Raw genomic sequence first — 21652 nt, 5'->3', positions numbered from 1 at the left:
AGGCCGATGCGTCGATTCAAAATGTTACAGCGTCCTTTTCGCATCTGAAAAGACACGCGGCAGCTGTAATGGCGCTTTTGACCAAGCGCCTGGGCACCATCTGTCTTGCCGGCGGCTCAGATCACGCCCGTCAGGATGCCGACACCGGCAACAGCGGCGAGGCCGCCGGCCGTCCGCACGACGAAGGGACCCTGACGCTCACCGATGCTGGCGATCAGTAAGCCGAGACCGAGGCCGGCGGCATGGAGAAGCGCGGTCGCGAACATGAAGCCGGCGGCATAGGCGGCACCACCGGCATTTTCCGGCATTTCCGCGCCGTGGGCATGCCCGTGGAAGATCGCGAAGAGACCGACGATACCCATCGCTACCGCAGTCGGAGCCTTGACGTTGAGCGCCACGATTGCGCCGAGGACGATGACGGAAAGCGCAATGCCAACTTCAACGAAGGGAAGGTTCACGCCTGCTATACCGAGCCCGCCGCCGACAGCCATGACAAGGACGAAGGTCGCCGGCACGAGCCAGACCGCACGGCCGCCGAGCTGGAATGCGAAAACACCGACCATCACCATGGCAAGGATATGGTCGAGACCGGAAATAGGATGGCTGAAGCCGTGCATGAAGCCAGAGGTCTGACCGACACCGGTATGAGCATAGGCAACGGCCGGAAGTGCTGCGGCGGCAAGGGCGAACAAACCGGTCTTTAATGCTGATTTCATTGTTCGATTCCCTTGAGTTTTGAAGATCCTGCGGCCGCCGAACACCGGGCATGGTTCTAAAGTCGCGGGGAATAGGCTAATTCAAAGAATTTATACCGTCAAATAAAAATGCCAAGAAATACCAAGCCAATTCAACTGCTTATCTGATAGGCAAATGCCACTTTCGATAGCTTCTCCCGGCGCGCCGCGCCTCAAGATCGAACTGGAAACAACTCCGCACAGAGGCTATCAATCGTCCGGCAGAGACGGCGCAGACTGCCGCGATGGAGGAGACGCCCATGACGAATACCGAACGGCCGCTGGCGATCAGCGCGCCCGAGCCGCGCACGCTCGATCTGATCTTCAGCGACAAGGCGCGCGCCGAACTGCAGGAGAAATATGAGATCGTCGAGGCCGACCCCGAGAACATCGCCGGGCTCGGCGACGACATCCTCGGCAGGGCACGCTACATCATCGGCCAGCCGCCACTTTCGGCCGAAACGCTGGCCAGAATGCCGGCCTTGCGCTCGATCCTCAACGTCGAAAGCAATCTGCTCAACAACATGCCCTATGAGGTGCTCTTCCAACGCGGCGTCCATGTCGTGACGACAGGGCAGGTCTTTGCCGAGCCGGTCGCCGAAATCGGCCTCGGTTTCGCGCTGGCCTTAGCGCGCGGCATCGTCGATGCGGATGTCGCTTTCCGCCAGGGCACGGAACTCTGGGGCGGCGAGGGAAATGCAAGCGCGCGGCTGATCGCCGGCTCCGAGATCGGCATCGTCGGCTTCGGCGATCTCGGCAAAGCGCTGCGCCGGGTCCTGTCCGGCTTCAGAGCCAAGATCCGGGTGTTCGATCCCTGGCTGCCACAATCGATCCTCGAGGAAAACGGCGTCGAGCCTGCAAGCCTCGATGACGTCCTGACAAAGAGCGATTTTGTCTTCGTCGCCGCTGCCGTGACCAGCGAGAACAGGGGATTTCTCAGCGCTGAGGCCTTCGCCAGCATGCGCAAGGGCGCGGCCTTCATCCTGCTCAGCCGCGCTGATGTCATCGATTTCGATGCGTTGATGGCAGCTGTCTCTTCAGGCCATATCGTCGCGGCGAGCGACGTCTACCCTGAGGAACCGTTGCCACCCGATCATCCGGTGCGGAGCCTAAAGGGTTTCATCCGCTCGGCGCATAGGGCCGGCGCCCTCGACAGTGCCTTCAAGAAGATGGGCGACATGGTGCTCGAAGACATGGACCTGATGGATCGCGGCCTGCCGCCGATGCGCTGCAAGCGGGCGGAACGCGAGACGGTCTCCCGCATGCGTTCAAAACCGGTCGCGGTGAATTAGAGCATGTCGCGCAAAAGTGTGGAGCGGTTTTGCGATACCGCCTACGCAAAAGCAAAGATCTAAAGCGCGAGGCGAATCTGAAAGATCGCCACGCGCTTTAGAGCAAAATACCGATTTGGCGCGTCGCTTTAGGCGGCGCGCTGCTCGGCACCCTGGATCGCCGCAAGCTTCCAGTCAGCGCCGGACTTGCGCACGAAAGTCCAAACCTCGGTGCTCTCGCTTGGACGGCGATCGTCGCCGGAAACGACGCGGCCGCTGTCGCGCTCGACCATGGCGTCGATCGAGGAATAACGCATGGCGAGCGTCGCATATTCCTGGCCGTCCTCGCGCCAGGCCTCGGCGCCCTGCAGCAGCTTGACATCGGAGACGCGGTTGCGCACGCCGTTGGTGGCATTTTCGCCGAGTTCCTCAGCGAGATAGGACATCGCCTCGGGCGTCGTCAGCCGGCGCAAGGTACCGTAATCCTCGGCGCCGTAAGCGGTCTGCACTTGGGTCAGCAGTTCCTCGAACTGATCGAGATCGGCTTGCGCCAGCCCGATCTCGTCGCTCGGCCGATTGCCGCGCGACTGCCCGCCGAAACCGCCCCCCGAACCGATCGTCGGGATCTGGAACGACGACTTATTCGTGGGCGACATGTTATAGGACCGGCTCTGGCCTCCGACGCCGTAGGAAGGCTGGCGGCGGTTGGCGAAATAACGCATGGCGAGCATGACGGCGCCGCCGATCAGCGCGATCTGCAACAGCATGCCGAGCAAGCCGAAGCCGCCGCCGAAACCGTGACCGAGCAGCATGCCGAGAAGGCCGCCGGCAATCAGGCCGCCGATCATCGAACGGCCGAAACCGCCGAACAAGCCACGGCGCTGGGCGCCAAGAGGCTGCTGCGCGGTGGCAGGTGCCGTGGTCTGCGAACGCGGCGTCATCGACCGTTCGATCGGTGCTGTGGCCCCAGGTGCGGTGCTGGTGACCGGCGGAGCCTGGAAGGTGCGCGTGCCGCGGCTACCGAAACCGCCGCTGCCGGCGCGGCGCGCTTCTGCATCGTCAAGGGAAGCAAAAACGGTAGCGCTCGTCAGTGCGGCAATGGCCGCGATCTTGGCAAAACGCGAAACGGCACTCGGCATTCCTGATCTCCTGTCATGCACAATCACGGCATATCGAGAGCTAATATAGGTACTCTTTCCCGAGTGTGAAGCTCCCCGGATGCGTTACTGGCAGACATCGACCCAGTTGGCGCCAGTCAGCTCAGCCAGCCGTCCGGTTTCGATGCGTACGGCCGAGTTGGTCGAGCCGGCGGCCGGCACGACTTCATCGAAGCGTTTCAGCGAGATATCGCAATAGATGGGCAGCGGCGAGGGCAGGCCGAAGGGGCAGACGCCGCCGACCGGATGGCTGGTGACTGCCACAACCTCTTCGGCATCGAGCATGCGCCCCTTGGCTCCAAACGTGTCCTTGAACTTGCGATTGTCGAGCCGCGCCGTGCCGCCGGCTACGACCAGCATCATCTGCTCGCCGACGCGCAGGCAAATCGTCTTGGCGATCTGGGCCGGCTCGACGCCATGGGCTTCGGCGGCAAGCGCAACCGTCGAGGAGCTCTCGGCGGTTTCGATGATTTCGATATCGGGTGCGTGGGCGCTGAGGAAGGCGCGGACAGATTCAAGGCTCATGACGTGATGCTAGCCCAGGAAATACGCAATTTGAAGCGTAAAAGACGCCTGCCGAAAACCGCCGCTTGCAAGTCGCGCGGACATCGTCATAATAATTTTGCACACGTGCTCAATTTTGTCATTCGGCCGTTACGTTCAACCCCTAGAGCGGGATACGCCACGTTTTCGTGGGGTTTCGGAACGGTCATCATCAGCAGTGCTGACCCGTCAAGAGGCCTCACACTGCTCTTCTAGGGAGACGAAGAAGATGACTATTTTGCCGACACTGAAATCCCTTGCCGTCGCAGCCGCCATCCTGGCGTCGACCTCTGCAATTGCACTCGCTAAGGACGTTCACATCAGCGTCTGGGCCGGCGGCACCGGCCCGAACGACGTCTATCGCCTCGACGCCATCGAGATCGCAGCCCAGCAGCTGCAGCGTGAAGCCGCTCTTAAGGGCGAAGACCTGAAGATCACCGTCGAGAAGAAGCCTTATTCGGCCTGGGAGGACTTCAAGCAGGCGCTGACCCTTGCCGCCGAAGCCAAGACCGCTCCGAATATCGTCGTAAGCGGCCATGAAGACATAGCACCCTGGTCGCAGGCCGGGCTGATCGTACCGATCGAGGATTATGTCGATCTCGACTCTTGGCCGCTCAGCGACATCTATGAAAACCTGTTGCAGATCGCGTCCTATAACGGCACCGTCTACGGTATCCCGCAGGACGCCGAATCCCGTCCGATGTTCTTCTGGAAGCCTTACATGAAGGCGATCGGCTACAGCGACGCCGATCTGGATGCGCTGCCGCAGAGCGTGCAGGACGGCAAGTACACCATGAAGAACCTGCTCGAAGACGCCAAGAAGATGCAGGATAAGGGCCTCGTCCAGCCCGGCTATGGTTTCTATCCGCGCACCAGCAACGGCCCTGATTACTGGCAGTTTTACACCAGCTTCGGCGGCACGATGGAAGAAGGCGGCAAGCTCGTTTTCGACAAGGCCGCGATGACCCGCACCTATCAGTTCTTCGCCGATGCCGTGAAGAGCGGTGTTACCAAGAAGAACCACATCGGCATGCCGGGCGACCAGTGGTGGAAGGAAGTCGCCACCGGCAAGGCCGGCATCTGGGACGGCGGCACCTGGCACTATGCTCGCCTTGTCAACCAGGAAGGCCTGAAGGACTTCTTCGGCAACGTGATCTTCACGCTGATCCCCGCCGGCGAAGGCGGCAAGGCCAACACGCTGACCCATCCGCTCGTCTACCTGCTGACCGCAGGTCACGACCAGGAAGACACTGAGATCGCCGCCCAGTTGGTTAAGATCGCCTCCGAGCCACGCATCAACGCGCTGCATGCAGTCAAATCGGCCCATCTCGGCATCTCCAAGTCGGAATCCACCGTCGAATTCTATTCGGCCGACCGCTGGACCCGCGAAGCCACCGAGCGCCTGCTGCCACATGCCAATGCGATGCCGAACAATTCCGATTTCGGCAAATATTGGAACATCATGTGGAAGAACCTCGAAGCATCCTGGACCGGCGCCAAGACCGTAGACGCCGCGGTCGGTGATGCAGAGAGCGAGCTGAAGAGCACGCTCGGCGACAAGATCGTCATCCGCTAAGGTCGAAGCACTCTTCCGGGCGGCGGTAACCCGCTGCCCGGTCGGTCCGCGATGAGGGGCTTCCATGAAATCGTCCAGAACGCTCGGACTGGTGATGATCGCGCCTGCGGCGATCATGATCGTTCTTTTCTTCCTGATGCCGGTCGTTCTGACAGCGGTCTTTTCGATGACCAGCATGACGACGGCGACCGGTATTTCCGGCGGCGTCTATCAGATCGCACCCAACTCCATGATTGCGCTAAAATCGGCAATACCGGACATTGCCGCCGAGATGGCCGAACCGCGCTACACGATCGACGAGGCGGGCCTCAAGGCCGTCGAAGGACTCGGGCTTGCGCCGGGGATTGCTGGGGAATTGCGCGCCAAACATGCAGGTGAGGTGTTCACGGCACGCCGCGACGTCGAGCGCATGCTCAAGGATCTCGCCGACCGGCCTTCGACGCGCGACGTCAAGCAGATTTCCGAACAGTTCAACCGCTCCGTCCTCAACACCCGCTTCGACAGCAAGGAGCAGCTCTTTTCGGCGCTGGATAGTCTGGGTTTCAAACTGACACCGGAGCAGAAGGAAACGGTCGCCAAGGCCACTTATACCGGCTGGGTTTGGACGACCGACAATTTCTCGCGCATGACCACCTCACCCGATATGGCGCGTGTACTCTTGAATACCGTGCTCTACGTCGCGCTGGTGCTGATGCTGTTCAATGTCGGTTATGCGCTGCTACTTGCCATTTGGACGCATTACATGCCGCCGACGCCGGCCTCGATCTTCCGCGGCATCTGGCTCCTGCCGCGCATTACCCCTGTCGTCATCTATGTCATGCTATGGAAGTGGCTTGCCTGGGATACCGGCTTCATTTCGATCCTGATGGGCAAGTTCGGCTATCCGCCAAAGAACTACCTTCTCGACAACGCTTACAACGCCTGGTTCTTCGTCGTGTTGATCAACGGCTTCATCGGCGCCTCGATGGGCATGCTGGTGTTCTCCTCGGCGATGAAGGCCATTCCGAAGAGCCAGTTCTATGCGAGCGAGGTCGACGGCGCCTCGCGCTGGCAGCAGATTCGCTACATCATTCTGCCACAGATGCGCTGGCCAATCCTCTTTGTTACCTGCTACCAGACCTTGTCGCTGCTTGCCTCCTTCAATGAAATCCTGCTCGCCACCAATGGCGGACCGGGCAATGCGACCGAGGTCTGGGCGCTCTCGGCCTATCACACTGCGCTGAGGAACTATGCCGGCAACCTCGAATACGGGTTGGGTGCCGCCATGGCCTTGGTGCTCGTCGTCATCGGCGTGACGCTGTCGCTCCTCTATCTGCGCGTCTTCAACTACGGCACGCTTGTCGCCAAGCCCTTGATCGAGGATTGACCATGGCCGAACGATCGCAGCCCTCGGCAAACTACCGCAGCTGGCCTGTCATAACGGCGCTGACCATCGTCAGCCTGCCGCTGCTCCTGATGTATGTCTATCTCTTCCTCGACACGGTGACCGTGAAGCAGGCGGACGCACTGCTGCCCTCCGGCTTGACGCTCGACCACTGGCGCTTCCTCTGGCAGACGACGGAGGGCAAGGCGAACATCTGGCAGGTGACCGTGAATACGCTGCTGTTTGCGGCCTGCACCACCAGCCTCGTGCTCATCGTCTCGTCGATGGCGGGCTACGTGCTATCGCGACTGAACGTCCCGGCACGCGGCTTCTTCCTCGCCGGCGTCATGGTCCTGCATGCCTTCCCGTCGGTGACGCTGATCATCGCCATCTTCATCGTGCTGCAGATGATCGGTCTCTACAATTCGCTGATCGGCGTCATCCTGGTAAAGGCGGCGATCGACCTGCCGCTCGGCATCTGGTTGATGAAGGGCTTTTACGACACCGTGCCCTGGGAAATCGAAATGGCCGGCGTCGTCGACGGCGCCTCGCGCTTCCGGGTCTGGCGCAGCCTCGTGCTGCCGCAGGTCAAGCCCGGCATCATGGCGCTTGGCCTCTTCTCTTTCCTCTCCGGCTGGGGCGAGTTCATCCTGCCGCAGGTGCTGGCACCTGGTAATCAGGTGCAGGTGCTTTCGGTCTATCTCGCGGCCTTCCTCGCCGACGACAACAACTATGATTTCAACATGTTCAAAGCCGTCGGCGTCTTCTACCTCGTTCCGGTGCTGATCGTTTACGCGCTCTTCAACAAATACCTCATGAACATCTATGGCGGCGGGAGCAAAGGCTGATGCGAATCCTCCTCGACAATTTTTCGAAGAGCTTCGGCTCCACCAAGGTCATCGAGAACATGACCCTCGAAGTCGGCAACGGCGAGATGCTGGCGCTGCTCGGTCCTTCCGGCTGCGGCAAATCGACGACGCTGTTTTCCGTCTGCGGCATCCATCGGCCAAGCGGCGGACGCATCCTCTTCGGCGACCGCGACGTCACCGACCTGCCGAGCCAGGCTCGCAATGTCGGCGTCGTTTTCCAGTCCTATGCGCTCTATCCGCACATGACGGTTACCGAGAACATCGGCTTTCCGCTGAAGGTGAAGGGCATGCCGGCTGGCGAGATCCGCAAGGAGGTCGACCGTATCGCGGCTCTCGTTCAGATCGGTAACTTGATGGGCCGCAGGCCGGCCGAGCTTTCCGGCGGCCAGCAGCAGCGCGTCGCCCTGGCGCGCGCGCTGATCCGCAAGCCCGATGTGCTGCTGCTCGACGAGCCGCTCGCCAATCTCGACGCCAAGCTGCGCCTCGAAATGCGATCGGAAATCCGCCGCCTGCAGCGCGAAACCGGCATTACCGCCATTCTCGTCACCCACGACCAGGTGGAGGCGATGAGCATGTGCGACCGCATCGCCATCATGAAGGAGGGCGAGATCGTCCAGATCGCCACGCCGGCCGAAATGTACAATGATCCGAAGACCGCCTTCGTCGCCGGCTTTCTCGGCAATCCGCCTATCACCTTCCTGCGCGGCATCGTGGACAAGGGCGCATTCACAATCCCGCAAAGCGAGATCCGCGTGCCGCTGCCCGATACCGTCGGTGCCGCCGAAGGTACCAAGCTGATGCTCGGCGTCCGGCCCGAGCATTTCACGCCGGCAGGCGACATCGCCGTCCCGGGCAAGGTCACCTTCGCCGAAACGCAGGGCCGCGAGAACCTCTACGACGTGGCTCTTGCCGGCGGACCGCTGTTGCGTTCGATCCAGCCGGTGCGTAGCGATGTTCACGTCGGCGACGACGTCCGCTGGGCGATCGACAGCCGCGGCATATTCGTTTTCGACGAAAATGGCAGGAGGCTCTGATGACCCGCGATTTCTCGGTATTCTTCCAGCGTTACGGTTGGCCAACGGCCAAGGGCCGGCTTCCCTTCTGCATCGGCCATCGCGGCGCCAGTGGCCATGAACGCGAGAATACAATAGCCGCTTTCCGCCGTGCCGCCGAACTCGGCGCGGAAATGTGGGAGCTCGACACGCAGCTGACCAAGGACGGCGTAGTCGTCGTCTCGCATGACGACCATCTCGAGCGTGTCTTCGGCATCGACCGCCGCATTTCCGAAATGACGGCGGCAGAGCTCGCCCGCCTCGACGGCGTCGACGTGCCGAGTTTTTCGGAGGTGGCCGCACTCGGCCGCGAGACCGGAACCGGTCTCTATGTCGAGCTGAAGGCGCCTGGAACCGGCCTGCGCTGCTGGCAGCACCTTGTCGAGATGAACCAGCGTTTCGCCTGTCTCGGCTCCTTCGACACGGCACAGGTGCGCGAACTTCGCGACGCGGCCTGCGATTTTCCGCTTTCGGTGCTGATCCGGGTCGGCCACGATCCGCACGCGCTCGGCGACGAGGCCGGCGCCGATATCCTGCATCTGTGCTGGGAGAGGGCAGGCGAACGTCCGCAGGATCTGGTGAGCGAGGTGTTGATGCGCCGCGCCTTCGAGGCTGGCCGCGAGATCGTGCTCTGGCACGAGGAACGGCCGGCCATCCTCGATGACCTCATGAAGCTTCCGGTTCTCGGCATCTGCACGGATCTACCCGATCTGATGCGGCCGCCTGCGGCTAAGGAAAAAGCAATTGGCAGACAGGGATAAGGGACCGCGCAAGGTAACCTCCTTCGACGTGGCGCGTGTGGCCGGCGTCTCGCGCGCTGCCGTGTCGCGCGCCTTCACGCCGGATGCCAGCGTCTCGCCGAAGACGCGCGAGAAGGTCTATCAGGCCGCCAAGGAACTTGGCTACCGGGTCAACTATCTTGCCCGAAGCCTCACCAACAAACGCTCCGATCTCGTCGGCCTTGTCGCTGCCGGCCTCGACAATCCGTTCCGCACGCTGCAAATCGAAAACCTGGCAAGAGTGCTGCTCGCCCGCAATTTCCGCCCCATCCTACTGCCGACCTCGCCGGAGGCTGATACTTCGACGGTCATTGGCCAGCTGCTGCATTACGCCGTATCAGGCGTCATCGTCACCTCGGACGCACCGCCGACCGAGATCTGCGAGCAGTGCGCGGCCGAGGGTGTGCCGATCGTGCTGATCAACAAGGGCAACGACATTCCCTTCGTCGACCGCATCATCTCCGACGACCGCATGGCCGGCCATCTCGCCGCCACCCACCTGATCGACAGCGGCGTGCGAAAGCCCGCCGTGATGGCTGCCCCTGCCATATCCTATACGGCGCGGCGGCGCAGCGAGGCCTTCATCGCACGCTGCAAGCAGCTCGGCGTCGAGGCGCAGTTTCTGCAGGTCAGGATCAACGACTACCGGAGCGGGTACGATGCTGCAACCGAACTTGCCGCATCCGGCATCGACGGGCTGTTCTGCGCCAACGACTACATGGCCTGCGGCGTGGTCGATCGCATCATGCAGGGCCGCGGCCGCGAGGATGCGCCGCCGCTCTCCATCATCGGCCATGACGACATTCCTCAGGCGAGCTGGGCGGCCTATGATCTCACGACCATCCGCCAACCCTGCGACGTCCAGGCCGAAAAGACGGTCGACCTGCTGATGAGCCGCATCGTCGAGCCGGACCTGACGGCGCGTGTCGAATTCACGCCGGTGACACTGATCAGAAGAAGGACTGCCTGATGAACTCCGTATTCGACGCCGCCGCCATCCGCGCACGGGCGGAGGTCGCCATCACCGTTGCCCTCGATGTCGGACGGGAGACGGCCCGGTTTCGGCACGATTCCGACCCCGGCGCGCTTGCCGTCGAGAACAAGGGATTGCAGGATTTCGTCACCGTTGCCGACAGGAGGGCCGAGCAGGCGATCCGCGAAGGGCTGCTCTCGCGCTTTCCGGATGACACTTTCATGGGCGAAGAGAGTGGCGGACGATCGGGTAAGGGCGGCACCTGGGTCGTCGATCCGATCGACGGCACGACCAACTATATCAGAGGCTTCCGGCACTGGGGCGTTTCGATCGCCTTTGTCGTCGGCGGACAGGTCGAGATCGGCGTGGTCTACGACGCCGCCGGCGACAAGGTCTTTCACGCCGTCCGCGGCGGCGGCGCCTTTAAGGACGGTTTGCCGGTGCATGCGGCTGCGACCGCCGATCCGGCAAATGCGCTTGTCATTCTCGGCCATTCCCGCAAGACGAGCTTCGACGACTATCTTGCGCTCTCCAAACGGCTTCACGAACGCGGCATGGATTATCGCCGCACGGGTGCGGCCGCGATCGACCTCGTTCGTGTCGCCGAGGGTGCTGCCGATCTCTATTACGAACGCCACCTCAATGCTTGGGACATGCTCGCCGGCGCGTTGATCGCCGAAGAGGCCGGCGCTGCGGTGGCGATGCCGCCGGTCGAGAGGCTGCTTGCGCAGGGCGGACCTGTCATCGCCTACTCGCCGGGGCTTGCTGGCGAGTTCGCGTTCATCCTCGACATCGAGGGGCTATAGATAGACCACTCCCGGCGACGGGATCCGCCCGATTTCTGAGACTGCGAACTTTGCCCGGAACGCCCGTTACGCAACAACGCGATTGCGACCGGTCTTTTTCGCCGCATAGAGATTCTGATCAGCGATCGCCAAAATCTCGTTCGGAGACTTGGCAGACGGCGACACCTATGCTGATCGTGACGTGCAGCCCGTTGCAGATCTCAGACCAATCCCATCGTTCAATGGCTGAACGCAGCCTCTCGCAGAGATCTGCGGCCCCTCGGGGAGCGCCGGCGAACAGGACGACGAATTCCTCGCCGCCAAACCGAATTGCCTGATCGGTAACGCGCAACTGGCTGCGCAATATGGTTCCAATGGCACTCAGGACCCGGTCACCGATCATGTGAGAGAAGTCGTCGTTGATCGACTTGAAGTGATCGACATCCAGCATCGCGATCGAATATGGACGCTTCTCAGATGTCAGCGCTTTAAAGCGGCTGTCGAGATATTTGCGATTATAGAGCCCGGTCAGTGCGTCCAGATAGACGGCATTTGCAAGGAGATCGGTTTGCTCCTGCAATTTCTGATAGGATGCCTCCAGCGTTTCTGCGCGCTTCGACTCCGTTTCGGCAACTTCCTTGAACCGTTTGGTTTCATAGTAGATTTCAGCGAGACGTGCGCGTCGCTGCGTACTCTCGGCGCTATTGCGCAAATAGGCTTGGTGGTATTTTTTATGGGCCGCCAGCGCCGGATCGAACTGTCCCAGCCCCTCATAGGCCTGCGACAGATAAAGATAGATCTGGACATAGGAATCGAAACTGCCGCCGGCGTCGATCAGCTCCACCGCCTCGAGCAGCGGCGACAGGGCTTCGGTGAATTTTCCGGAATTGTTGTAGATCTGGCCCAAAGTGTAGAGATATTGCTGCCTGTCCCTGACATAGCTGTTCTCTTGAAACAGCCGATAGCGGGCCATGCACTGGAGCGCCTTCTCATGCTCGCCCAGGTGGCTGTAGAATTCGGCTTGGTTGCCGAGACAGAGGCGAGCGGCCCAGCTGTCGCCGATCTCGATTGCGATGTCGAGCGCCTGTTCGGTCAGTGCCAGCGCCCTGACCAGCATCTGGTGTTCTTCCTCCGGCTGGCCGAGCGCCCGCGCGATATATCCACCTTCCGAATGAGCGCCGCCGAGATTGATAAGCCACCAGCATTCATAGTTCTTATTGCCAATCGATCTGGCGAGTTCGACAGATCTCTCGCTCATCAAGATGGCCCGGTCGGGCTGTTTGTTGCACCAGAAGATAATCCCTATGACGTTGGTGGCCAGGCTTTGTGCTTTCGGATCCGCGGCCTTGTCGGCCAGATCCAACGCGCGGGTCGCTTCTTCGATCGCTTCCTCCGGCAAGCCCAGTTCCAAGAGCAACCATCCGAAATAGGCCCGGGCACAGGCTTCCTCTTTGCGCTCCCCGTGCAATTTCCAGAAGTCTATCGCCCGCCGGACATGCGTCAGCCCAAGTTCGGCCTTGCCGATTTGAAAACAGTACCAGGCAATATCGGTGTCGCATTGCGCGGCGAGCCGATCGTCGCCCCGCGCCTTGGCATCAACAAGAATTTTGCCGGCCAGCGTGAGGGCCTCAACCGAACGGCCTGTACATCCAAGATGCCACGCTTCCTGTAAGCTGGAATTTGCTTGTCGAGTATTTGCTTCGGCATCAACAATTTGCATATCGGACACCAACATTTGTCTGCTGGCTATGGATAGCATCAGAAGTTTAAAATGATGCAAACTGCAAAAAGCAGGCGACAAACCTAGAAACAGGGTAGCGAAAGCCTCTCACACCTTTTTCGGCATCATGCTCCAACGCCCACCGGTTAATTCGCCATGCGGCGGCCCCAGCCGCGTTCAGTCGCCGGCGCCTCGTCGGTGGTGATCTGATCCGGCTTCAGGGCCATCAGCGCTGAAAAGCCTCGCCATTCCTCTTCGCTGAAACCGGCCTCCGGATCCTTCAGGGTGAAGGTCCAGGCATCAACGCGTTTGCCTTCGTCCCGGCAGAGCGCGATCAAGTCGAGACCTTGATTGGCGGCATCAAGGATCAGCGGCCAGTGCAGATAGATCGTGTCCGGTTCAGTCGGGCCGCGCAGGTCAGCGCGCAGTTCCGTCTCGACCGCCTTCCAGCCGTTGGCCATCCTGATATCGTAGAGCTTGTTGGTCGGATCGATGCCGCGCAGGAGATGGGGAAGCTTCTCCTTGACCGCGATGATGAGGTCGAGACTGTCGCCGCTGACAATCACCGAGGCGGCGATATCCCTAAAATGCGCGGCCAGATGCGCGACGCCCTTGGCGCCGATCGCTTCAAAGTCATCCTTCATGTCGAATTGCAGCAGTGCGGCTGGATGCGTCGATTGCATCATGGCGGCAAGATCCTCGCTGAGGATCAGCGGCCGGTCGCCCTCTTGCATCCTGATATCGCTGAGGTCACCGATACTCTTTTCGGCGACCGGTCCATGTCCTGTCGTCTCGCCTTCGAGATCCTTGTCGTGCAGCACGACGAAACCGCCGTCGGCACGTACGCGCAGATCGAGCTCCATCGAAGCGCCTGCTGCAAATCCCTCCGCCATCACTTCGGCTGAGAACAACGGATCGGCAAACCGTTTGCGCAACCGGTGCCATTTCAGGCGGGTCCGGTGCCCCTCATGTGAAATCTCCAGGCCCTGCGCATCCAGCAATCTTGTCATCTGCACCAAGTCTCCGCGATACTACTCTCCTGCCTTGATGAACCATGATTATCAAGGGCCGAATACGGCTTTCATCGACTGTAGGCTGCGGATATTGCCTCCGAGGCGGCTGATATATCCGAGGGATGGCCTGCCTGCCTGAGAGCGGCGCCATACGCCACGACATTCGACAGCACCGTCTGGAATGCGGCGCGCGAACCCGTGTGGTTCAGCCGCACGAGACGGGCCGGCGCTGTTCCAACGCCTTCGCTCAGCTCGACCCCGAGCTGCCCGGCAGCTGCGATCAGCGCGGCAGGCGCGAGCGCCTCCGGCACCGGCACTGCCGTGACCAGGTTCGACGCCTTTACTGCCGGCACCCATCCCGGGGCACCGAGCGCGGCAAGCCCCGCTCGCGTCGCCGATGCCGCCAGCGCATGGCGAGCGACCACATTCTCCAGACCCTCGGCCTCGATGCGGTCGAGCGCTGTCTCCAGCGCGAAGAATTCCAGCGACGCCGGTGTTCCCGGCAGGCCACGCCGGCCGCCGTCGATCCAGCTCTTCAGATCGGCCAAAGACAAGATCGAATCGCGCGGTGCGCCGTCACTGAGGATCAAATCCCAGGCCCTGCCGCTGACCGAAAGCGCGGACACGCCAGCCGGACCGCCGAGCGCCTTCTGTGGCCCGATCACGGCGATGTCGATGCCGAGACCGTCGACATCGAGCTGATGGCCGCCGACCGATGCGACCGCGTCGACAACCGTGACGACGCCGCGAGCCCGGGCAAGCGCCAAGATCTCGGGCAGGGGGTTGAGAATGCCGCTTGCGGATTCCGCGTGCACCAGCGCGAGAACATCGATCTTCGGACCTGTCTGGAGCGCTTTGGCGACTGTTTCGATCTCGATCGGCAGGCCCGGTTCGGCGACGATATCAGCGACCGACGCGCCACCCCGCCGCAGCCATTGACCGAACCAGCCGCCATAGGGACTGGTGATGATGTTGAGTGCTGAAAGGCCGGGGCGCGCAAGGCTGAGCGCCGCCGCCTCCAGCGCCACCACCGCCTCGGCCTGCACCAGTAATATATCGTTGCGGCTGCACAATATGTCGCCGATCCTGTCGGCAAGGACGGCGTAGCGCTCCGCGGGATAGGAGGGCACGGCATGCAGGGGATTCCAACCAAGATCGGACATGGATACTTCCTTCAGCAAAGATCGGTCACGAGACGGGGGACGGCGCCCACGAGCGCGCGGGCGGCCTCCGATTGCGGAGCGGCAACGACCGCCGCTGCCGGACCGGTCTCGACGATCCGTCCGCCATCGATAACGGCGATGCGGTGGGAAACGGCGCGCACCACGGCCAGATCGTGCGAAATGAACAGACAGGCAATGCCCTGTTCTTTCTGCAGATCGACCAGAAGCTCCAGGATCCTGCCACGCACGGTGACGTCGAGCGCCGAGACCGCCTCGTCGAGCACCAGCATCGACGGCCGCGTCGCAATCGCCCGCGCAATCGCCACGCGCTGGCGCTGGCCGCCGGAGAGCGAACGCACCGGCCGGGCGGCATAATCGGCGGTGAGGCCGACACGCTCTAGCAGATCGACGATCTCGCCGGGGCGCCGGTCTTTTGCGACGCCGTGGATGCGAAGCGGATCGTCGAGCACTGCACTAACGCTCGCCAACGGATTGAAGGCGGCGAGCGGATCCTGAAACACCATCTGCATACGCGCCCGCCGGCGGCGTAAAGGCGCGCCATTCAGCGCGAGCCAATCCTCTCCCTCGAAGCGAATCGAGCCGGCATCGGCAGCAACAAGCCGCAGCAGGATGCGCGACAGCGTCGATTTTCCGCTGCCGGAGGCGCCGACGAGGCCGAGCGTTTCCCCAGGCGCGATCGTCAGCGACACATTGTCGAGAGCGGCAACCTGGCGGCCCGCAGAAGCAAACCCTTTCGACAGGTTTTCGACGGAAAGCAGCACATCGTTCATGGTAGCTCCTCCGCGATCAGCGGCGGCGTCGCGAGGTCACGATGGCTGGCGATGAGGGCGGCAGTATAGTCGCTCTTGGGCGCTGAAAGCACCGAACGGACGGGGCCCGCCTCGACTAGCCTCGCATTGCGGAAGACGGCGATGCGATCGACGAAGCCGGAGACCAGCGCGATGTCATGGGTGATGAAGAGAAGCGTCATGCCATCCTCGCGCACCAGCCCGTCGAGCAGCCGGACGATCTCGGCCTGGACGACGACGTCCAGCGCGCTGGTCGCCTCGTCGGCGATCAGCAGCGCAGGCCTCGCGGCAATGGCCGCCGCAATCGCCACGCGTTGGCGCTGGCCGCCGGAAAGCTGATGCGGAAAGGCCCGCATCGCCTTGTCGGGCTGCGGTATCCGTACCCGCTCGAGTAATTCTTCGGCCCTGGCATAGGCCTGTTTCCAGCTGAGGCCGAGGTGGCGCCTGGCGCCCTCGGCGATCTGCTCGCCGATCGTCAGGACGGGATTGAGGCTGGAGCCCGGATCCTGGAAGACGAAGCCGAAATCGCGGCCGGGACGAGGCGGATGGCCAAGTGCAGGCCAGAGCATCTCGCCCCGGACCTTAGCGCCCTCCGGCAGCAGGCCTGCAAGCGCGCGGGCGAGCGTGCTCTTGCCGGAGCCGCTTTCGCCGATGATCGCCAGCCTTTCGCCGGCGGCGATATCGAGATCGACACTGTCGAGCGCGGCAGCAGCGCCGCGCCCATAGGTGACTGAAAGCTGCCGCAGGCTGCAGAAGATGCCGCTCATGCCGCCCTCGCATCGTTATCGCCGAGCGCCTTGCCGAGACCCTCGCTGAAGAGATGGACGCCGAGCACGGTGATGGCGAGCGCCGCGCCCGGTATGACGGAGAGATAGGATGCCGAGCGCAGCACGCTGCGGCCCTCGGCGATCATCGAACCCCAGGTGGCGATATTGGGGTTGCCGAGGCCAAGGAAGGACAGCGCTGCCTCGGTGAGGATCGCGCCGGCGACGATGGTGGCGGAGAGCGCCAGCACCGGCGGCAGCGCGTTCGGCAGGATTTCCCGGAAGGCGATCTCGGCCGGATGCATGCCGATCACCCTTGCCGAGGCGACGTAATCCTGCTCGCGGATGGCAAGCACCTGCGCTCGCGTCAGCCGCGCCGGATCGGCCCAGGTGCCGAGCGCAATGGCAATGACGACGACAGGCGTCGAGACGCCGATGGTGCTGACGAAGGCAAGGGCAAGCAGAAAAGCCGGCACGATCTGGAAGGCGTCGACCACGCGCATCAGCGCTTCGTCGACGAGCCCGCCGGCAAAACCGGCGGCCATGCCGACGCAGAGCCCAAGCACCATGGCCGAAAACGCTGCCGCAAGGCCAACGGCCAGCGAGGTCCGCGCGCCATAAAGCAGGCCCGCCAGCACGTCGCGGCCGAGCCGGTCGGTGCCGAGCGGAAAAGCCGGATCGGTGAAGGGCGTCAGCAGCGCACGGCCGGCAATCTTCAGTGGATCGCCCGGTGAAAGGATAGGGGCGAGCAGCCCGGCCGAAAGCAGGACGAGAAGGATCACAAGCCCGATCACGCCTTCCGGCGTGCGCAGCAGGCGGCTCATGTGCCGCCCTCCGAAGCGCCGATGCGCGGGTCGAGTGCTGCATAGACGAGATCGACGAGGAAATTGACGGAAATGACGAGGACGGCGCTGGTGACGACGATGCCCATCAACAGCGGCGCGTCGCGGCCATTGACCGCCTCTTGCGCCAGACGCCCGAAACCCGGGATCGCAAAGACGCTCTCGATCACCACGCTGCCGCCGAGCATCGCCGCCGATTGCAGTCCGAGCATGGTGACGAGCGGCAGCAGCGCATTGCGCGCCACGTGGCGCAGCACGATCCGGCTCCGCGACAGGCCCTTGGCGCGGGCGAAGAGCACGAAATCGAGCTTCCACGCCTCGACCATGCCGCTGCGCATCACCCGCAGGAACAAGGCGAGATAGATTAGGGCGAGCGCGCCGACCGGCAGAACGAGATGATCGGCGATATCGAGCGCGCGCGAAAATCCTGTCTTGCCGGAAGCGATCGTCTCGACGCCGGCGATCGGAAACCAGCGCAGCTTCACCGAAAAGGCGATACTCAGAACCAGGCCGAGCCAGAAGCTTGGAATGGCATAGACGATCAGCGAACCGATCGACAGCAGCCGATCGCGCATGCTGCCCGGCCGCGCGCCGGCAAGAATGCCCAGCGCCGAGCCGAGGCCGAAGGAGAGCGCGGTGGCGCTGCCCATCAGGAGCAGCGTATTGGGCAGGCGCTCGGCAATAAGCGCGCCAACCGGCCGGCCGAAGGCGACCGACCAGCCGAGATTGAGCCGCGCCAGCGATGAGAGATAGAGCCAGAGGCGCGCAAGCATGGACTGGTCGAGACCGTAACTCTCGCGCAGCGACTGCCTAAGTGCCGCATCGCCGCCGCCGATCGAGCCGAGATAGGCGTCGACCGCATCGCCCGAGGCTGACTCAAGCAAGAAAAAGGTGAAGATCACCACGATCAGCAGCACCGGAATACTACTGATCGCCCTGCGCCTCAGGAGGATGATGGCTCGTTTCACGCCTGACAGGGCCTCTGGAAGGGAATTGCCGCCGATCCTATCACGATTGCAGCGCGGTATCGCCCCAGTTCGAGACGGCCCAGCGCGGATTGTTCGAGACGTTAAGCACGGTGTCGCGCGCAACGGTTATGAAGCCCCATTCAGCGACGTTGATCAGCGGCAGGTCAGCGACGACGAGCTGCTGGAACTTGCGGTAGAGATCGGTGCGCGCCGCCGTGTCGACGGTTTCGGAGGCCTGCTTGATGATCTTGTCGAGCTCCGGATTGACGTAGCCGCCCTGGTTGGAAAAGGGCACGCCGGCTGGGGTGCCGGACTGGACGAGAATGGTGGTGGAGATCGCCGGATCGCCGCGGAAAACCGGTGGGCCGACGGCGAGGTCGAAGTCGTGGTCGGTATAAACAGCCTTCTGGTGTGCGGCCGCATCGGCATTGACGATCTCGGCATTGATGCCGATCACGGCCAGCGCCTGGCGAAGATAATCGCCGAACTGGCGGGTCTCGTTGAAATAGGGCGCGGGGCGGAGCTTCAGCGTAAAGCGGTTGCCATCAGGGCCCTGCTTATATCCGGCCTTGTCGAGAATGTCGTTGGCCGCAGCCGGATTGAAATCATAGGCCGCGACATCCGGCGTATAAAACTGCAGCGCATTCTTCGGCACCGGGCCGGTCGCGGCGGCGGCGTAACCGAGGAAGATCGTGTCGACCACGAATTTCTTGTCGATCGCCTGCGCGATCGCCTGACGGACCCTGAGGTCGGCCAACTCCTTGCGGCGGTGATTGATCTCGACGACGAGCTGATAGGTCAAAGCCTCATAGCCCTTCGAAATCACCTTGATGCCGGCGACCTTCGAGATGCGGTCGAGATCGGCCAGCGGCACCGCCGAGAAGGCGGCAAGCTGGATTTCCTCGGCTTCGAGCGCCGAACCCGCCGCTTCGCGATCGGGCAGCACGCGGAAGACGATCTCATCGAGTTTCGGCTGGTCCTTGTCCCAATAATTCTCGTTGCGCGCCAGCCGGTAATATTCGCCAGGCTTGTGTTCGGCGAACTTGAACGGGCCGGTGCCGATCAGCGTGTTGTTGGCCGGGTTGGTGGCGATGTCGGTGCCGTCGAAGATGTGCTTGGCGACGACGCTGGTGACGACAGGCAGCGCGTTGCGGATCAATTGGAACGGCGTTGGCTTGGAGAAGCGGAAGATGGCGGTGTAATCGTCGGGCGTGTCGACGGCTTCGAGATTGGCGAAGACCAGGCGGCCGAGATTCTGCAGCGGCTTCCAGATATTGAGCGCGGAGAAGGCGACATCGACTGAGGTGAACGGCTTGCCGTCGTGCCAGGTGACGCCGTCGCGCAGCTTGAAGGTGACGGAGAGGCCGTCATCCGAGCCCTCCCAGGAGGTGGCAAGGCGCGGCGCAAGCCCGTCCTTGCCGTCGAACGACGCTTCGGCCAGCGGCTCGATCACCTTGCTTGCGACGAAGAAGACGCCGTTCGAGGCGACGATCGCAGGATTGAGGTTCTTCGGCTCGGAATCGGCCGCAACGATCAGCCGGCCGCCGGCGGGAGCAGCTTGCGCAAGCGCCTGTCGGGCGAGCGCCGTCGAAGCAAGCAGCAGGGCAGTGCCCTTCATCAGCGTGCGCCGCGAGATAGATGATACGGTCATGACCCCTCCTGGTCGGTGAACAATTCGCCAGACTATATTCGAAGCGAAAAGATCATTGCGACGGATATTAAATTCAAATGCGCAAGCCGGGCGAGATATTTTTCTGCCCTGTGCGCATTCGCCACTGCATAATTCTAAGGAATTATGCAGCAATTCAAAGTGTTACAGCGACCTTTGCGCGTCTAAAAAGACGCGCGGCGCTGTGATCAATCACTGCCGGTCAGCCGCCGGCGGCAAGCCTGACCGGTTCTCCCGCCAGATTACGATAGGCAGCACCCGGATGCGGCGCGACAAGGCGCGGCCCCGCTCCCCCAAGCTTTTCCCGCAACGTCCCCTTGGCGTAGTCGGTCTTGTAGACGCCGCGCTTTTGCAGTTCCGGCACCAGCAGATCGACGGCATCCTCGAAACTCTCGGGCGTCACGGCATAGGCGAGGTTGAAGCCGTCGACATCGGTATCCTCGATCCATTCCTGCATCAGATCGGCGACCGTTTGCGGTGAGCCGACGAAAACAGGGCCGAAACCGCCGATGCCGACCCAATCGGCCATTTCGCGCACTGTCCATTCCTTGGTGGGATCGATTGTCGTGAAGGTTTCGACGGCCGATTGCACCGCATTGGTATGGCGGTGGCGCAGCACCTCGTCCGGTCCGAACTGGCCGAAATCGATGCCGGTCCAGCCGGAGATCAGCGTCAGCGCGCCCTCGAAGGAGGCGTATTTGCGGTATTCGTTGAACTTCCGCTGCGCCTCCGCATCCGTTTCGCCGAGGATCACGGTCTGCAGGTTGAAGGCAAGGATTTCGCGCGGGTTGCGGCCGATCCGTTCGGCCGCCTCGCGGACATTGGCGACATAACGCTTCAGCACAGGCTTCGACGGCGACGCGACGAAGATGCACTCGGCATGGGCGCCGGCGAAATCCTTGCCGCGGCTGGAAGCACCGGCCTGATAGAGCACTGGCGTGCGCTGCGGCGAGGGCTCGCTCAAGTGAATGCCGGGCACGTTGAAATGCTTGCCGGCATGGCGGATCGGGTGGACCTTGTCAGGATGGGTGAAGATACCGCTTTCCCGGTCGCGGACGACGGCGCCATCCTCCCAGCTTCCCTCCCAGAGCTTGTAGCAGACCTCGAGATATTCCTCGGCGAGGTCGTATCGGTCATCATGCTTCGTCTGCGCCGGCTGGCCGATATTGAGCGCGCCGCTGTTGAGATAGGAGGTGACGATATTCCAGCCGACGCGCCCCTTGGTCAGATGGTCGAGCGTCGATATGCGGCGGGCGAAGGTGTAGGGGTGCTCGAAGGAGAGCGACGCCGTGAGGCCGAAGCCAAGATGCTCGGTCTCGTAGGCCATGGTTGGGATCAGTTGCAGCGGATCATTGACCGGCACCTGCGCCGAATGGCGAAGTGCGGCATCGACATTGCCGTTCAGCACATCGTAGACACCGAGCACGTCGGCGATGAACAGCCCATCGAACTTGCCGCGCTCCAGCGTCTTTGCCAGATGCACCCAGTAGTCGAGATCCTTATAGGTCCAGGACTTGTCGCGCGGATGGCGCCAGAGCCCCGGCGACTGGTGTCCGACGCAATTCATGTCGAAGGCGTTCAGCCTGATTTCGCGGGTCATGT

At 62.3% G+C, this 21652-nt stretch carries 19 protein-coding genes and 1 pseudogene; 8 read left to right on the top strand and 12 right to left on the bottom strand.

The features are described from left to right. Nucleotides 1–116 precede the first annotated feature (116 nt). Entirely contained in the window at nucleotides 117–716 is a 600-nt protein-coding gene (locus tag ACM5SV_RS31915) for a HupE/UreJ family protein (protein ID WP_222017798.1), read from the bottom strand. A gap of 278 nt (nucleotides 717–994) precedes the next feature. Between ACM5SV_RS31915 and ACM5SV_RS31910 the strand changes: the two genes are divergently transcribed. Continuing rightward, a complete protein-coding gene (locus ACM5SV_RS31910; RefSeq protein WP_222017800.1) occupies nucleotides 995–2026 on the top strand; it encodes a hydroxyacid dehydrogenase in 1032 nt (343 codons plus the stop codon). Between the two features lie 128 nt (nucleotides 2027–2154). On the opposite strand, the gene ACM5SV_RS31905 is transcribed toward ACM5SV_RS31910, so the two are convergent. Further along, on the bottom strand, nucleotides 2155–3144 hold the full coding sequence (locus ACM5SV_RS31905) for a TIM44-like domain-containing protein (RefSeq protein WP_222017803.1): 990 nt from the start codon (nucleotides 3142–3144) through the stop codon (nucleotides 2155–2157). Nucleotides 3145–3228: 84 nt separating this feature from the next. Then, nucleotides 3229–3687: a YbaK/EbsC family protein gene (locus ACM5SV_RS31900; protein WP_017997214.1), complete on the bottom strand. Its 459-nt coding sequence runs from the start codon at nucleotides 3685–3687 to the stop codon at nucleotides 3229–3231. A gap of 247 nt (nucleotides 3688–3934) precedes the next feature. Between ACM5SV_RS31900 and ACM5SV_RS31895 the strand changes: the two genes are divergently transcribed. From ACM5SV_RS31895 to ACM5SV_RS31865, 7 genes are all read left to right on the top strand, one after another. Continuing rightward, nucleotides 3935–5281, top strand: coding sequence for an extracellular solute-binding protein (locus tag ACM5SV_RS31895; RefSeq protein ID WP_003552053.1), 1347 nt, complete (start codon nucleotides 3935–3937; stop codon nucleotides 5279–5281). Nucleotides 5282–5345: 64 nt separating this feature from the next. Then, entirely contained in the window at nucleotides 5346–6647 is a 1302-nt protein-coding gene (locus tag ACM5SV_RS31890) for a carbohydrate ABC transporter permease (protein WP_012760031.1), read from the top strand. A 2-nt stretch (nucleotides 6648–6649) separates the two neighbouring features. Next, entirely contained in the window at nucleotides 6650–7492 is an 843-nt protein-coding gene (locus ACM5SV_RS31885; RefSeq protein ID WP_026154681.1) for a carbohydrate ABC transporter permease, read from the top strand. Then, nucleotides 7492–8547: an ABC transporter ATP-binding protein gene (locus ACM5SV_RS31880; protein ID WP_017997213.1), complete on the top strand. Its 1056-nt coding sequence runs from the start codon at nucleotides 7492–7494 to the stop codon at nucleotides 8545–8547. The genes ACM5SV_RS31885 and ACM5SV_RS31880 overlap by 1 nt, the downstream gene beginning before the upstream one ends. Next, a complete protein-coding gene (locus ACM5SV_RS31875; RefSeq protein ID WP_017997212.1) occupies nucleotides 8547–9326 on the top strand; it encodes a glycerophosphodiester phosphodiesterase in 780 nt (259 codons plus the stop codon). Before ACM5SV_RS31880 ends, ACM5SV_RS31875 begins: the two co-directional genes overlap by 1 nt. Next, nucleotides 9310–10314 carry a LacI family DNA-binding transcriptional regulator gene (locus tag ACM5SV_RS31870; protein WP_012760035.1) on the top strand — a complete coding sequence of 335 codons (1005 nt, stop codon included), beginning with the start codon at nucleotides 9310–9312 and terminating at the stop codon, nucleotides 10312–10314. The genes ACM5SV_RS31875 and ACM5SV_RS31870 overlap by 17 nt, the downstream gene beginning before the upstream one ends. Next, nucleotides 10314–11123, top strand: a complete 810-nt coding sequence (locus ACM5SV_RS31865; RefSeq protein ID WP_017997211.1) for an inositol monophosphatase family protein — start codon at nucleotides 10314–10316, stop codon at nucleotides 11121–11123. The genes ACM5SV_RS31870 and ACM5SV_RS31865 overlap by 1 nt, the downstream gene beginning before the upstream one ends. A 66-nt stretch (nucleotides 11124–11189) precedes the next feature. Here the strand turns inward: ACM5SV_RS31865 and ACM5SV_RS31860 are convergent. From ACM5SV_RS31860 to ACM5SV_RS31820, 9 genes and pseudogenes are all read right to left on the bottom strand, one after another. Further along, a pseudogene (locus ACM5SV_RS31860) lies at nucleotides 11190–12837 on the bottom strand (diguanylate cyclase). A 131-nt stretch (nucleotides 12838–12968) separates the two neighbouring features. Further along, a complete protein-coding gene (locus ACM5SV_RS31855) occupies nucleotides 12969–13832 on the bottom strand; it encodes a glycerophosphodiester phosphodiesterase (RefSeq protein WP_172643745.1) in 864 nt (287 codons plus the stop codon). A gap of 71 nt (nucleotides 13833–13903) precedes the next feature. Further along, on the bottom strand, nucleotides 13904–14998 hold the full coding sequence (locus ACM5SV_RS31850) for a pyridoxal-phosphate-dependent aminotransferase family protein (protein WP_012760039.1): 1095 nt from the start codon (nucleotides 14996–14998) through the stop codon (nucleotides 13904–13906). An 11-nt stretch (nucleotides 14999–15009) separates the two neighbouring features. After that, the gene (locus ACM5SV_RS31845; protein ID WP_017997208.1) at nucleotides 15010–15789 is read right to left on the bottom strand and encodes an ABC transporter ATP-binding protein; all 780 of its coding nucleotides are present in this window, start codon (nucleotides 15787–15789) and stop codon (nucleotides 15010–15012) included. Continuing rightward, entirely contained in the window at nucleotides 15786–16574 is a 789-nt protein-coding gene (locus ACM5SV_RS31840) for an ABC transporter ATP-binding protein (RefSeq protein ID WP_017997207.1), read from the bottom strand. Before ACM5SV_RS31840 ends, ACM5SV_RS31845 begins: the two co-directional genes overlap by 4 nt. Beyond that, a complete protein-coding gene (locus ACM5SV_RS31835; protein WP_017997206.1) occupies nucleotides 16571–17395 on the bottom strand; it encodes an ABC transporter permease in 825 nt (274 codons plus the stop codon). Before ACM5SV_RS31835 ends, ACM5SV_RS31840 begins: the two co-directional genes overlap by 4 nt. Further along, nucleotides 17392–18381 (bottom strand): ABC transporter permease, encoded by a 990-nt coding sequence (locus ACM5SV_RS31830; RefSeq protein ID WP_017997205.1) that lies wholly within the window; start codon nucleotides 18379–18381, stop codon nucleotides 17392–17394. Before ACM5SV_RS31830 ends, ACM5SV_RS31835 begins: the two co-directional genes overlap by 4 nt. A 40-nt stretch (nucleotides 18382–18421) precedes the next feature. Beyond that, a complete protein-coding gene (locus ACM5SV_RS31825) occupies nucleotides 18422–20032 on the bottom strand; it encodes an ABC transporter substrate-binding protein (protein ID WP_017997204.1) in 1611 nt (536 codons plus the stop codon). A 220-nt stretch (nucleotides 20033–20252) separates the two neighbouring features. Further along, nucleotides 20253–21650 (bottom strand): LLM class flavin-dependent oxidoreductase, encoded by a 1398-nt coding sequence (locus ACM5SV_RS31820; RefSeq protein ID WP_017997203.1) that lies wholly within the window; start codon nucleotides 21648–21650, stop codon nucleotides 20253–20255. Nucleotides 21651–21652: the final 2 nt, after the last annotated feature.

The sequence above is a fragment of the Rhizobium sp. CRRU65 genome (assembly GCF_048551595.1).
GTDB lineage: Bacteria > Pseudomonadota > Alphaproteobacteria > Rhizobiales > Rhizobiaceae > Rhizobium > Rhizobium leguminosarum_J.
This window is presented reverse-complemented; position numbering and strand designations above follow the sequence as displayed.

What these genes read in the sequence shown, in the direction of transcription:
- ACM5SV_RS31915 (WP_222017798.1), bottom strand. Translation starts at nt 716, where the DNA reads ATGAAATCAGCATTAAAGACCGGTTTGTTCGCCCTTGCCGCCGCAGCA.
- ACM5SV_RS31910 (WP_222017800.1), top strand. Translation starts at nt 995, where the DNA reads ATGACGAATACCGAACGGCCGCTGGCGATCAGCGCGCCCGAGCCGCGC.
- ACM5SV_RS31905 (WP_222017803.1), bottom strand. Translation starts at nt 3,144, where the DNA reads ATGCCGAGTGCCGTTTCGCGTTTTGCCAAGATCGCGGCCATTGCCGCA.
- ACM5SV_RS31900 (WP_017997214.1), bottom strand. Translation starts at nt 3,687, where the DNA reads ATGAGCCTTGAATCTGTCCGCGCCTTCCTCAGCGCCCACGCACCCGAT.
- ACM5SV_RS31895 (WP_003552053.1), top strand. Translation starts at nt 3,935, where the DNA reads ATGACTATTTTGCCGACACTGAAATCCCTTGCCGTCGCAGCCGCCATC.
- ACM5SV_RS31890 (WP_012760031.1), top strand. Translation starts at nt 5,346, where the DNA reads ATGAAATCGTCCAGAACGCTCGGACTGGTGATGATCGCGCCTGCGGCG.
- ACM5SV_RS31885 (WP_026154681.1), top strand. Translation starts at nt 6,650, where the DNA reads ATGGCCGAACGATCGCAGCCCTCGGCAAACTACCGCAGCTGGCCTGTC.
- ACM5SV_RS31880 (WP_017997213.1), top strand. Translation starts at nt 7,492, where the DNA reads ATGCGAATCCTCCTCGACAATTTTTCGAAGAGCTTCGGCTCCACCAAG.
- ACM5SV_RS31875 (WP_017997212.1), top strand. Translation starts at nt 8,547, where the DNA reads ATGACCCGCGATTTCTCGGTATTCTTCCAGCGTTACGGTTGGCCAACG.
- ACM5SV_RS31865 (WP_017997211.1), top strand. Translation starts at nt 10,314, where the DNA reads ATGAACTCCGTATTCGACGCCGCCGCCATCCGCGCACGGGCGGAGGTC.
- ACM5SV_RS31855 (WP_172643745.1), bottom strand. Translation starts at nt 13,832, where the DNA reads ATGACAAGATTGCTGGATGCGCAGGGCCTGGAGATTTCACATGAGGGG.
- ACM5SV_RS31850 (WP_012760039.1), bottom strand. Translation starts at nt 14,998, where the DNA reads ATGTCCGATCTTGGTTGGAATCCCCTGCATGCCGTGCCCTCCTATCCC.
- ACM5SV_RS31845 (WP_017997208.1), bottom strand. Translation starts at nt 15,789, where the DNA reads ATGAACGATGTGCTGCTTTCCGTCGAAAACCTGTCGAAAGGGTTTGCT.
- ACM5SV_RS31840 (WP_017997207.1), bottom strand. Translation starts at nt 16,574, where the DNA reads ATGAGCGGCATCTTCTGCAGCCTGCGGCAGCTTTCAGTCACCTATGGG.
- ACM5SV_RS31835 (WP_017997206.1), bottom strand. Translation starts at nt 17,395, where the DNA reads ATGAGCCGCCTGCTGCGCACGCCGGAAGGCGTGATCGGGCTTGTGATC.
- ACM5SV_RS31825 (WP_017997204.1), bottom strand. Translation starts at nt 20,032, where the DNA reads ATGACCGTATCATCTATCTCGCGGCGCACGCTGATGAAGGGCACTGCC.
- ACM5SV_RS31820 (WP_017997203.1), bottom strand. Translation starts at nt 21,650, where the DNA reads ATGACCCGCGAAATCAGGCTGAACGCCTTCGACATGAATTGCGTCGGA.